The 12409-nt window shown below is 49.5% G+C and carries 10 protein-coding genes and 1 pseudogene; 1 reads left to right on the top strand and 10 read right to left on the bottom strand.

The window, feature by feature from the left end:
* The 6 genes and pseudogenes from JCM10914_RS27500 to pth form a co-directional block, all read right to left on the bottom strand.
* A pseudogene (locus JCM10914_RS27500) lies at positions 1-1394 on the bottom strand (polysaccharide biosynthesis protein); the annotation flags it as partial.
* Between the two features lie 120 nt (positions 1395-1514).
* Positions 1515-2057 (bottom strand): stage V sporulation protein T, encoded by a 543-nt coding sequence (spoVT, locus tag JCM10914_RS27495; protein WP_023967298.1) that lies wholly within the window; start codon positions 2055-2057, stop codon positions 1515-1517.
* Positions 2058-2391: 334 nt separating this feature from the next.
* Positions 2392-3483, bottom strand: a complete 1092-nt coding sequence (locus JCM10914_RS27490; protein WP_023967296.1) for a peptidylprolyl isomerase — start codon at positions 3481-3483, stop codon at positions 2392-2394.
* The gene (mfd, locus tag JCM10914_RS27485; RefSeq protein ID WP_023967294.1) at positions 3467-6997 is read right to left on the bottom strand and encodes a transcription-repair coupling factor; all 3531 of its coding nucleotides are present in this window, start codon (positions 6995-6997) and stop codon (positions 3467-3469) included. The genes JCM10914_RS27490 and mfd overlap by 17 nt, the downstream gene beginning before the upstream one ends.
* Before the next feature lie 182 nt (positions 6998-7179).
* Complete coding sequence (locus JCM10914_RS27480) at positions 7180-7410, bottom strand: anti-sigma-F factor Fin family protein (RefSeq protein WP_036720465.1); 231 nt, start codon at positions 7408-7410, stop codon at positions 7180-7182.
* A gap of 81 nt (positions 7411-7491) precedes the next feature.
* Positions 7492-8052 (bottom strand): aminoacyl-tRNA hydrolase, encoded by a 561-nt coding sequence (pth, locus tag JCM10914_RS27475; protein WP_036720470.1) that lies wholly within the window; start codon positions 8050-8052, stop codon positions 7492-7494.
* Positions 8053-8162: 110 nt separating this feature from the next.
* Here pth and JCM10914_RS27470 point away from each other — a divergent pair, with 110 nt between their 5' ends.
* Positions 8163-8363, top strand: coding sequence for a hypothetical protein (locus JCM10914_RS27470; protein WP_023967288.1), 201 nt, complete (start codon positions 8163-8165; stop codon positions 8361-8363).
* 157 nt (positions 8364-8520) lie between these two features.
* Here JCM10914_RS27470 and JCM10914_RS27465 read toward each other — a convergent pair whose 3' ends face one another.
* The 4 genes from JCM10914_RS27465 to purR all read right to left on the bottom strand — a co-directional run bounded on the left by JCM10914_RS27465 (position 8521) and on the right by purR (position 12353).
* On the bottom strand, positions 8521-9474 hold the full coding sequence (locus JCM10914_RS27465; protein WP_023967286.1) for a ribose-phosphate diphosphokinase: 954 nt from the start codon (positions 9472-9474) through the stop codon (positions 8521-8523).
* 79 nt (positions 9475-9553) lie between these two features.
* Complete coding sequence (gene glmU, locus JCM10914_RS27460) at positions 9554-10948, bottom strand: bifunctional UDP-N-acetylglucosamine diphosphorylase/glucosamine-1-phosphate N-acetyltransferase GlmU (RefSeq protein WP_023967284.1); 1395 nt, start codon at positions 10946-10948, stop codon at positions 9554-9556.
* 110 nt (positions 10949-11058) lie between these two features.
* On the bottom strand, positions 11059-11343 hold the full coding sequence (gene spoVG / locus JCM10914_RS27455) for a septation regulator SpoVG (protein ID WP_006207419.1): 285 nt from the start codon (positions 11341-11343) through the stop codon (positions 11059-11061).
* A gap of 182 nt (positions 11344-11525) precedes the next feature.
* Positions 11526-12353, bottom strand: a complete 828-nt coding sequence (purR, locus tag JCM10914_RS27450; protein WP_023967282.1) for a pur operon repressor — start codon at positions 12351-12353, stop codon at positions 11526-11528.
* Between the last annotated feature and the right edge of the window lie 56 nt (positions 12354-12409).

Below are 12409 nucleotides of genomic sequence, written 5' to 3'. Positions count from 1 at the left end.
ACGCCGGCAGCTGCGCGAGAGCAGCGCTAGGTTGAGCGCGGCGGCGGTCAAATGCGCGGCCACGCCAGCGATGGCCGCACCCGCAATACCCAGAGGCGGTACAAGCGCTAGATTGAGCAGCAGCTTCAGACCGGCTGCAGCAAGGAGGTGAATCGCCGGCGCCTTCACGATGCCTACACCCTGCAAGAGCGCGGCCGTAATGGTGCTCATCGTTGCACCTGCAGCCGTAAACGCGATAATCTGCATCGTCAACGTACCGGCAGCATCCTCGTACAGCATGATATTAATGGGCTCTGCCAGCACCGCCAAACCCACCGATGCGGTCATGCCGATTAACCAGAACCAACGCAAGGCCATGCTGCTCTGCCTTATTACTCGGTCGTGTTCCCCTTTGAACTTCGCCTCGGCTAAAGCGGGTATAAACAGCACGGACAAAGAGGTCGCAAGCATCGTCACCAGCTGTACCAGCGGCAAGCCCCGATTGTAGATACCAAATTCCGCCATCGCCAGCGCTTCAACGAGTCCAGCCGACTGTAACAGCCGCGGCACAGTAAAGGTATCTACCAAACTAATCAACGGAACGGCTAATAGACCAAGGCAAACGGGGATGCCATAGCTAAGCAGACGCCGCAGTAGCGTACCCGCTCCCTCTCTAGTTACATCGGCACTCCGCTTCGTTTCCTTCATATCCCCGGCGTGACGTCTTGGAATCATCCCGTCCGCCCTGCCAGCTGATTAAGCCGGATATGTCTTCTCCAATACAGTCCCATCACCATCAGCCCAGCCGCCCCACCGGCCGCTGACCCAAGCATCGCGCCCGCCGCGATTATATCGGCATTAGCACCGATGCTTAGCATCCACAACAGCAGCGCGATCATGACCCCCACACGGACGATCTGCTCGGTAATTTGAGAGAGGGCGGTCGGCACCATATTGTGCAGACCTTGAAAATACCCCCTCAGCACGGACATCCACGGTACAAAGGCAAGTGCTAGCGCGCCTGCACGCAGGGCAGGTACAACTTGCGTGCTGCCGATCATCATGCCGATCCAGGGCGCACCTGCATACATTAAGCAGCCTAGTGCTAACCCGAACAATATCAAAGCTGTCGAAGCCAGTCTGAGCAATCTCTGGCTATCCTCAGGCCGTCCATCCGACTCATATTCCGCCACATATTTCGAGACGGCCGCAGGAAAGCCGCAGGCTGCCACCGTGATCATCATCATATAGAACGGATAGACCGTATTGTAAATCCCAAAGACGGCATCGCCGCCCATATTCTGTAGCGGGATCTTCTGCAACGTGCCGATCAATTTCGACAAGATCGCAGCTGCACCAAGAATAAACGCGCCTTGCAACAAGCGGGCGCCTGTGTGATCGTTTTTCTTCTCCATAGTAACTCCATTATAACCAACCAGAACGAACAGGCACAAAAAAACTCCCAGTCTGCTCTTCTGATCCTATAAAGATCAAAAGGCAGCGGGAGTTTGATCCAAATCTTCAACAAGCTTAACTTATTGCTCCATCTGCTTACCGAGGAAGCCAGCAGCCGTTTCCGACATTTTCACTTCCATCTCACCCATCTTAACGGATTCGTCCTTATTCAGCAGTATAACGCTGCCGATCGGGTCTCCTCCTGCTACGATCGGCGCGACTACAAAAGACGACAACGCCTCCGGATTATCCTTGCCAATCTCATACGTTCCGCTATTGCTCTCCAGTACAGTCTTCCGATTCTCCATGCAATTCTCCAGCAGGTTGCCGATAGACTTGTCCAGATAATCTTTCTTGGAGCCACCAGCTACCGCGATAAAAGTGTCACGGTCAGAGATGATCGTAATGTGTCCCGTACTTTCGTAAAGAGATTCTGCATACTCCTTCGCAAAATCACCCAATTCACCGATCGGCGAGTATTTCTTCAGAATGACTTCTCCATCCCGGTCAACGAAAATTTCCAGCGGATCGCCTTCGCGAATCCGTAATGTGCGTCGAATTTCTTTTGGAATGACCACGCGCCCGAGGTCATCAATACGGCGGACGATACCAGTAGCTTTCATGTCACTTGTTGCCCCACTTTCATAAGAAGATTTTTCAACTACTGTTCCATTCGGGAAGAGGATGTCCCCAGGTATAAGAAGTTAATGTCTGACCATAGTATTCATCCATTCCCAATTCCTTATACATCATCTACCCTCTATTGGTTGCGAAATCCAAAAATAATTCGCAGACCGACGATTCCCCCTGCCTCAGTAAAAAAATCCATAACGAGGCGTTCACAGCCCCGTTATGGATGGTAAAGCCTACTACGCTACGGGCTGCTGGTCCTAGAACTTAGTTACCACCATCACAGCACAATGTAACGCTTGTCTTATGTCGATCATCGAACTTTACTTATTTTCCGTCGCCTTCGGTCCCGGTCTCTGGTGCGTTGTCACCTTCAGCAGGTGTTTCCGCCGGGTTGTCTGCAGGTGGAGCCTCCTCACCCTCAGCAGGGTTGTCTGCTGGCGGTGCTTCGCTCTTCGGCAAGTCCATGCTTTCAATGATGTCGTTGAGCTCATTTTGCATGAAATGATCGACATTGGCTGACGCCAATTCGTTCAGGATACCATCTTTCTGATCAGCCGGCAGCTTATCGTACGTCATTTCCTCTCGCTTCTCCACCTTCATGACATGATAGCCGTAATCGGTTTCCACCGGATCGCTAATCTTGTCCAATTCGAGGGTCAACGCCTTCTCTTTAAACTGCGGCACCCATCGACCAGCAGGTTGGTTCTCATAGAGGCCACCGCTGTCCTTCGAGCCTGGATCTTCGGAGTATTCCTTCGCAATCGCGGCAAAATCCTCACCATTATTCAGTTTGGACTGCACTTCCTTCGCAAGCTTCAGGGCCTCGCCTTCGGCACGTTCCTTACCTTCAGGATCGGTAAAGCCAACGAGGACATGTCGGACCGTAATGCTTGTATAGTCCTGCTTGTTGGCCTCGAAATCTTTCTTGATGTCTTCCTCAGTGATCTGATTCTTCTCATGCTCCATGACGGTGATTACCCGAAGCATATAGTTCTTCAAATCCGCTTCCGTCAAATTCTGAGCTTCCAGAGCAGCGTTATACTGCTCCTCTCCCATGCCATTCTTCTGACCCTTGATCAGTTCGTCGGCCTGTTTCTCTGCAGCTTCTTTTGCTTTATCGTCAGCTTTGGCATACAAGTATTCGTAAGCTACGCCTTGTTTCGCCAAATACTCTTTGAATTCATCCATCTGCAGGAACTGAGCATACTCCGGCGACAGGAACTGAATCATACGTTGTTCCAAATCGAATTCCTTCTCCGTTATTTCTCCGCCCTGATATTTCACGACGACCTTGCTGGTATCCTCTTCAGGATTATTCTCGTTATCGTTTCCGCATGCGGCGATCATCGACATGGAGAGTACGGCAGTGATAGATACAATAAAGGTCTTCCATGCCTTGTTACTTCTTGACGGCATTTTGTAGTTCTCCCTTCAGGTTAAATGGCCCTTGTGCAGCCTCCAGGAATTGTTCAAGCAATTCCAGCAATTGTTGATCGGCAAGTCCCTTGCCCTTGATGCGAATGGCCATAGCCGGCCCTTGTTCAAATTGTACACGTCTTTCAAACAGATTTCCAATCTGCGCAAGTGCCGCCGTGTCAACCGCCTTATCCTGACCCTCATAAAATTGGATGAGCACGTCATCTCCCCGCTGGTTAACAGCATCAATTCCATACGTACGCCCATACACTTTCAGACGGGATACGGCCATTAGATTACTAACCGCGAGCGGCAATTCGCCAAACCGATCTAGCAATTCATCTTCGAGCTCTGCAGATTCGTCTATGGACGAAACAACAGCCACCTTTTTATAAATTTCAATTTTCTGAATACTGTCATAAATGTAATCTGATGGCAAGTATGCGTCAATACCCAAATCAATGGATGTGTTCCAATCCTTCGATGGCAGAGACGGCTCGCCCAGCATACTGACCTTGCGTTTTTGAATTTCCTCAGCCAGCATTTGCGAATATAGATCGAAACCGACAGATGCGATAAATCCATGCTGTTCCGCTCCGAGCAAGTTACCGGCTCCACGGATCGACAAGTCGCGCATAGCGATTTTGAAACCTGATCCGAGCTCTGTGAATTCCTTGATCGATTGCAGGCGCTTCTCCGCAACTTCGGTCAATACCTTGTCGCGCTGGTACGTGAAATAAGCATAGGCGATCCGATTGGAGCGTCCTACACGCCCGCGCAGCTGATACAGTTGGGACAAGCCCATTTTGTCAGCATCATGCACAATCAAGGTATTCACATTCGGAATATCGACACCCGTCTCGATAATACTCGTACTGACCAACACGTCATGCTCTCCATCGAGGAAATCCAGAATCGTCTTCTCAAGCTCCGTCTCCGACATTTGTCCGTGACCAACGCCCACTCGAGCCTCCGGTACGAGCATTGAAATCTGAGCAGCCATCTCCTGTATGCCTTGAACCCGGTTGTACAAATAATACACCTGACCGCCGCGGGCAAGTTCGCGTTCAATCGCTTCGCGGACCAGTGTCTGACTATGCTCCACAACGTAAGTCTGCACGGGGAATCGATTCTCGGGCGGAGTCTCAATAACAGACAGATCCCTTACACCGAGCATGGACATATGCAGTGTACGAGGAATAGGCGTTGCGGTTAACGTCAGTACATCGACATTGGTCTTCAGCTTCTTTAACTTCTCCTTATGTGTCACACCAAACCGCTGCTCCTCGTCAACAATAAGCAGGCCCAGATCCTTGAATACGATATCCTGAGACAACAGGCGATGGGTCCCAATCAGAATATCCACCGAACCTTGCTTCACTTTCTTAATGGTCTCGTTCTGTTCTTTACGGCTCCGAAACCGGCTCAGCACCTGAATGTTAATTGGATAGTTAGCAAATCGCTCGCGGAATGTCTCATAATGTTGCTGCGCCAGGATCGTGGTAGGAACGAGTAAAGCCACCTGTTTACCTTCAATAGCCGCCTTGAATGCAGCGCGAACGGCCACTTCCGTCTTGCCGTAGCCCACATCTCCGCACAGCAACCGATCCATCGGCCGATTCTGCTCCATATCCTTCTTAATCTCGGTAATGGCACGCAATTGATCCGGTGTCTCATCGTAAGGGAAAATATCTTCGAATTCCTGCTGCTCCGAGGTATCCTTCTCAAACCCATAACCCGGTGCACTCTGACGCTCTGCGTAGAGTTTAATCAAGTCATCCGCGATATCTTGAACCGATGTCCGAACCTTGTTCTTCACACGGGTCCATTCATTCCCGCCCAGCTTGTATACCTTCGGCTCCTTGTCCTCAGAGCCGACATATTTCTGAATAAGGTCGATCTGCTCGATCGGTACGGAAAGCTTGTCGCCTCCTGCATACAGGACATGCATGTAATCCTTGTGAATACCATTGATTTCAAGCGTTCCAATCCCCATATACTTCCCTATGCCGTGATTTTGATGTACGACATAGTCACCGACCTTGAGCTCGGTATAGCTCTTGATCCGCTCCGCATTGTCCATATTCTTCGTGCTCTTGCGGGTCTTGCGCTGTTTGGATGAGAACATCTCGCTCTCTGTAATGACGGCAGCATGAACCGAAGGCATCTCGTATCCATTCTGGAGATGTCCTTCAAGCATGACGGGTTCTTCAATGCCATAATCCTGTAATACCCGGCGCATGCGATCCATCCGCTCCGCATCCCCGGCAAGCATGATGACTTTAACGCCTGACTTCTTCCAGCGTTCCATCTCAGCCTTGAGCACGTTCATCTGACCATGGAAGTCTTGCATGCCACGTGTCATCACATTAACGATGTTCTGCGGCTGCATTCGCGGTACCTGGCGCAAAAAGATGGAGATCAACAGGGAGGATTGGTAAGGATGATGGTAAATAATCTCCTCCGTATCGAGCGATAGCGGTAACTCTGGAAGTGATTTACCGTGCTGCATCAGATGCAGACTCCATTCTGCTTCATCCCGCTCCAGTTGCTTCGCCGTTTCCATGAGCCTGGCAGGTTCATCCATGACAAGGATCGTGTCTTGCGGCATATAGTCATATAAATGCGTCTTCTCCGGGTACAGCAAAGATATATATTTATAAATTTCTGGAAAATAGATACGTTCCCGCATCATCTCAACTTCACGCTGGATCTCATCGCGCAGACGCATCTTCGCCTGGCGGTCACTCATACGCTCAAGCTGAGCATCAAGTTGCCGCAGTACCGCATCCGCTGTGCGGGCAAGACGTTCTTCGTCAGCAATGATCTCCTTACAAGGCGTAATCACGACTTCACGGACTTTGTCGATCGATCGCTGGTCAACAGGGTCAAACGTTCGGATCGAGTCGATGTCTTCATCAAACAGTTCTACCCGATACGCAAACGAGGTCGTCATCGGATAGAAATCAATAATGCCACCGCGAACACTCATCTCGCCCCGGGTCTCAACACGCTCTACCCGCTCATACCCCATCTCGATCATACGATTCAGGAAATGATCCAGCACCAGGGTTCCACCGTCACTCAGAACGATTCGCGCGTCCGACATGACTTCCGGTGCTGGTAGGAGCCGGCGCACTCCAGAGAACGGCGCAACAACAATACCCCGGAAACCTCGGGCACAACGGACAAGTACATCGATCCGCTGCGCTAAGGTCTCGGGGCTTGAAACTGCCGACTCCGCCGCAACAAGCTCATTGGCCGGGTATAGCAACACCTGGTCGGATGATAGCGCTTCCTGTAAATCATCTGCAATTTTCTGTGCGGAGAACATGTTATGGGTCACAACGAGAAGCGGGCGTTGCTGTTCTTGATGAAGAGCAGCCAGTAGTATTTGCCTGGACGAACCGGAAAGACCGGAAATTAATTGCTCACGCATACCGGCGGTAACGCCAGCAGCAATGGATTTAAAATCCGAGTCCTCCGAAAATACATCAATAAGTGCTTGTAACAAAAGGGGCACCTCTCTTATGCAAAAGAAATGAATTTCTTTAACTCTATCTTTCATGGAAGTTTCATGGACGGTTGACGAAAATAGGTACGAAAAAAGAAGCCTTAAGCAGAGCTGCCAAGGCTAAAACAGCGGTCACAGCCGCTGTATGACTTCTACAAAAAAGCACTCTCCCCATTATACGCTTATTGCAGGGGATTTGCCAAAAGACTAAGTTCCGGGTGCGCCTCAAGCGCTTCCCGGCAATGATCACAGGTAACTCGAACCATGACTTCACCATTAAAATCATACGCTATTATATCCTTGCGTTCCTCGGGGGTCAAGGAATCAAAGCCAAGTTGAGCCTCGGTAATCAAGTGTGAATCGATTCGGCCCTGAAATGTCCTACAGTGCCTGCAAACATAGGTTATCGCCATCATATGCCTCCTGAAGGTCTTATATACCTTCAGTATGCCCGGATTTTCCTTGTTTAAGACGGCAATCTTCCATCTCGCATGCTACTTGTTGAACTTCGCCATCGTTCTCTCAAACGTATGCTCCAAGCTAAATTCGAGAGCGGCACAGGTTTCATCGATCATACTCTGCAGTTCTTCCCGCTCTTTCTTCGGAAATGTGCTTAATACATAATCAACAATCGCATACCCTGGTTCCGGTCTTGATATACCCATTCGTACCCGGTTGAAGATCTGGGTCCCTGTATGCTGAATAATCGACTTGATCCCGTTATGTCCTCCCGCACTGCCTTGGTAGCGCAGGCGAATTTTTCCTACGGCAGTATCCAGATCATCATATACGACAATCATATCTTCCAGACTGACTTTGTAGTAATCCATGTAGGCGCGGACCGCTTCGCCGGACAGATTCATGAACGTCATCGGTTTGATCAACACGGTTTTGACGCCAGCGATCGTTCCCTCCGCGATAACGGCCTTGCATTTGTTCTGATTGAATTTCATTCCATGGCGCTCGGCCAGTGCATCCAGCGCCATAAACCCAACATTATGGCGTGTCTTCTCATAAGCAGGACCGGGGTTGCCCAGTCCAACAATCCATTTCATCACGAGTACGGTTCCTTTCACGATTAATACTTTCTTCTTTCGCTATTTCTGAGTACAATATGAACTAAGCAATCCGCGTAAAACTGCTCTTATAAGAAGGTGAATCGGCATTGAAAGCCTATGAACAGAAATTAACGCACCACAGCCATTTTCAATATCATATGAAACATGGCATCCCTGTTCAAGTCTACGAACTCGGTTGTCACATCAACGTCGGTCTCATTACTGCTGTCGACACCTACTTTGTAGAGCTTGAAGGAACGTTGTATAACCGCAGTTCCTTTACCTTTATCTCAAGACCAGGATACTAAAGCCCAGCTTCAACGTCTTTGCAACCCGGAGTTATGAAAACGTTTACTTACCGATCAACCGTCTCACTCTTCACGATCAGGAGTGACCCCGCGACCATAGCCGATTAGGGCTACATCTTCCCGTGAGAAAGACGTAGCCCTGCCTGGCACGGTTTGTTTATTCTATTTCAAACAATTTACTAATCGACAGTTCCTCATGCACACGGATAATAGCTTCTCCCATAAGCGGCGCTACTGACAAAACCGTCAGCTTATTCGTTGGATTCGGATGGGTAATCGGAATCGTATCCGTAACCACAACTTCCTTGATTGGCGAGTTCTCCAGCCGCTCATGCGCTGGGCCTGACAACACGGGATGCGTACAGCAAGCGTATACTTCTTTGACGCCACCCTCCATCAACGCATTAGCTCCAAGCACGATCGTGCCTGCCGTGTCGATGATATCATCGATCAGAATGGCTGTTTTGCCTTCGATATGACCAATGATGTTCATGACTTCACTTACATTCGGCTCCGGCCGGCGCTTGTCGATAATCGCCAATGGCGCATTCAAGAAATCAGCAAGCTTCCTCGCGCGGACTACACCGCCATGGTCAGGCGATACGATGACCGGATTCTCGATTTGCTTCGAGCGGAAGTACTGGGCGAGAATCGGCACGCCGAGCAAGTGGTCTACAGGGATGTCGAAGAAGCCCTGAATCTGCATCGCATGCAGATCCATCGTAATGACGCGATGAGCTCCTGCTTTCTCGATCAGATTCGCTACCAGCTTTGCCGTAATCGGATCCCGTGAACGCGCTTTGCGATCTTGACGGGCATATCCGTAATAGGGAATGACGACATTAATGCTCTTCGCAGATGCCCGCTTTAATGCATCCACCATAACCAGCAGTTCCATCAAGTTATCATTGACCGGCAGACACGTAGACTGCACGACATAAACATGACAACCCCGGACGCTCTCCGACAACTTAACTTGAATCTCGCCGTCGCTGAAGCTGGTCGTATGCGATTCCCCCATCGGTATCCCGATGTAGTCCGCGATCTGGTGAGCTAATTTGGGGTTGGAGTTACACGTAAATATTTTTAATTTGGAATCAAGATAAGTCATAGAATAAAAACCCTCCGTGCTGGTTCTTTGAATTAGGCTGTCCGATCACCGCTGCTTATACGTAACGGGAGCAGGCGTATTACGATTTGTTATTCTTCTTGGCTATTGCGCGCGAACGAATCTCCTCTGCATAGCCAGGCTTGTTCTCCTGACGCGTTCTGGCAATAGCCAGATCATTATCCGGAACGGATTGTGTAATGGTGGAGCCGGCCACAACAAATGCGCCTTTGCCAACCTTCACAGGTGCAACCAGGTTCACATTACTGCCGATAAAGGCATCGTCTTCAATTTCCGTAACGGACTTATTATATCCATCATAGTTCACGGTAATCGCACCACAACCGATATTCACGTTCTTACCGACCTTGGCATCACCAATATAGCTTAGATGGGATACTTTGGAACCATTATCGATCACGGCATTCTTCACTTCAACGAAGTCACCGACCTTAACGTCCTCACCCAGCTTGGCGCCCGGACGCAAATAAGCGAACGGACCAACTGAAGCACGTGCCCCAACCTCCGCATGGCTAAGTACGGAGTGCTTAACGCTGACACCCTGTGCAATAACGGAATCCTCAATATCGCTATCAGGTCCGATCACGCAATCCTCACCGATTACCGTATTCCCTTTGAGTACCGTCCCAGGATACAGAACCGTATCAGAGCCGATCGTAACATCCGCTCCGATATAGGTGGAAGCTGGATCGATAATAGTCACACCATTCAACATATGGGCACGGTTGATGCGTTCACGCATATAGCCTTCGGCTTGTGAGAGAGCTAATCGATCGTTCACTCCGATTGATTCCGCATAGTCATCCGTTTGATAAGCCAGCACGGTCTCACCAGCTTCTTTTAGAATGCTGACACAGTCAGTCAAATAGTATTCTTGTTGCACGTTCTGGTTCGTGACTTTCTCTAGTGCCGCGAACAGCTTTTTATTGTCAAAACAATAAGTACCGGTATTAAATTCAGTCACTGCATCCTCTTCGGGGCTGCAATCTTTCTGCTCGACTATGCGCAAGACGTTCCCATCTTCTCCACGAATGATCCGGCCGTAGCCCTTCGGATTATCCGTGCGCGCGGTAAGCACGGTTACGGCTGCATTGCTGCTCTCATGGAGGTTCAGCAAATTCTCCAGCGTCTCAGGTGTTACCAGCGGGGTATCCCCACACACAACCAACGTAGAGCCCTCTTCTCCACCAAGTAAATCCTTAGCTTGTTTGACGGCATGTCCCGTACCGAGCTGCTGCTCCTGAAGAACATACTCGGCAGTATCCTGCAAATAGGAACGAACGGCTTCTGCGCCATGTCCGACCACCACAACGCTACGTTCGCAATGAACTTGCTGCACGGTATTCACTACATGGCCAACCATCGGTTTGCCACAAACGGGATGGAGCACTTTATATAATTTGGATTTCATTCTTTTGCCTTGCCCAGCGGCAAGTACAATTGCAAATCTTTTCAAGGGCACTTCCTCCTCCTCTTGAACTCACTACTGAATATATATCATTCTACAAAAAAAGAAAAGAGAGCCAAAAGTATGGCTCTCTTTTCCTTGAACCCCAATTGTAAAACTTAAGCGCCTTCTTCAATCACTTCTTCTTCCGTAGCTGCGCGCTCATACTCGGCCAGTACAGCCGATTGAATCTTCTCGCGGGTACCGGAAGAAATGGGATGGGCAATGTCGCGGAATTCTCCATCAGGAGTGCGTTTGCTCGGCATTGCAACAAACATTCCATTGTTCCCGTCGATGACGCGAATGTCGTGAACGACAAATTCATTATCGATGGTAATGGATGCGATTGCCTTCATTCTCCCCTCAGAATTAACACGGCGGAGTCTGACATCCGTAATTTGCATATGTGTTCACCACCTTTTTCCATCAGAGACTTGGTGTATAATTCCACATAGCAAACCCGAAATCCTTCTTTTTCTACTACAAAATGTCCTAAAAACAGGAATTTTTTTTAGAAAGTGATATTTTCGACAGACTTCGTGCTTATTCGAATGAAAACGCTATTATATCGACAAAAAATGCCGTTCTAATCCGCAAAGTAATTACCTGGCTTGACCGTGATTCTCTTGGTTTTGGCATCGACATCGCTTAACATCGCAAGCGAAATATAGTCCTCCAGTAATCTTTCGTCCGTCTCAACTGAGCCGGACTCGACCAATACACCCACGCCAGCCACTTCGGCATTGAACTCACCCAGCAGATCAACCATTCCTTGAATCGTACCACCGGCCTTCATGAAATCATCCACAATCAGGACTTTGGAACGTTCCTTCAGTGCGCGCCTCGATAAGGACATCGTGTGGATGCTCTTATGGGACCCGGATACATAATTGATGCTTACAGCCGATCCTTCCGTGACCTGATGGTCCCGACGAACTAGTACAACCGGCAGGTTAAGCTGGGCTGCGGTGGCATAGGCCAGCGGTATGCCTTTTGTTTCCACCGTCATAACCACATCGATATCGCGGTCAGAGAAGGCTGTCGCGATAATCTTGCCCGCTTCGTTCATGAGGGAAGGCTGTCCGAGCAAATCGGACATATATAAATATCCGCCCGGCAGAATACGATCCGATTGCTGAAGCTGCTGACACAGTTCCTCCGCAAATCGCAGCGCATGATCCTTGCGCAGCTTCGGCGTATACCGTACTCCCCCTGCTGCTCCAGCCAAGGTCTGCAGTTCGCCAAGCCCTTCACTTTCAAATACGTCCTTGATGATCGCTAGATCCTCGCTAATGGACGACTTGGCCGCTCCATATCGCTCAGCGAACGTCGTCAGCGGGATTAACCTATGCGGTTCCGATAATAAATATTGGGTCATGTCGACCAATCGTTCGCTTCGTTTTAATTTTTTCACAAGGGTTCCTCGCTAAATCCGAATATTATATGTTAAATATAACACTTTTGTACGTA

Source organism: Paenibacillus sp. JCM 10914 (genome assembly GCF_001315105.1).
GTDB lineage: Bacteria > Bacillota > Bacilli > Paenibacillales > Paenibacillaceae > Paenibacillus_AQ.
Note: the sequence above shows the minus strand (reverse complement) of the source record. Positions and strands in the feature narration are given on the sequence as shown.

What these genes read in the sequence shown, in the direction of transcription:
- spoVT (WP_023967298.1), bottom strand. Translation starts at nt 2,057, where the DNA reads ATGAAAGCTACTGGTATCGTCCGCCGTATTGATGACCTCGGGCGCGTG.
- JCM10914_RS27490 (WP_023967296.1), bottom strand. Translation starts at nt 3,483, where the DNA reads ATGCCGTCAAGAAGTAACAAGGCATGGAAGACCTTTATTGTATCTATC.
- JCM10914_RS27480 (WP_036720465.1), bottom strand. Translation starts at nt 7,410, where the DNA reads ATGGCGATAACCTATGTTTGCAGGCACTGTAGGACATTTCAGGGCCGA.
- pth (WP_036720470.1), bottom strand. Translation starts at nt 8,052, where the DNA reads ATGAAATGGATTGTTGGACTGGGCAACCCCGGTCCTGCTTATGAGAAG.
- JCM10914_RS27465 (WP_023967286.1), bottom strand. Translation starts at nt 9,474, where the DNA reads ATGACTTATCTTGATTCCAAATTAAAAATATTTACGTGTAACTCCAAC.
- spoVG (WP_006207419.1), bottom strand. Translation starts at nt 11,343, where the DNA reads ATGCAAATTACGGATGTCAGACTCCGCCGTGTTAATTCTGAGGGGAGA.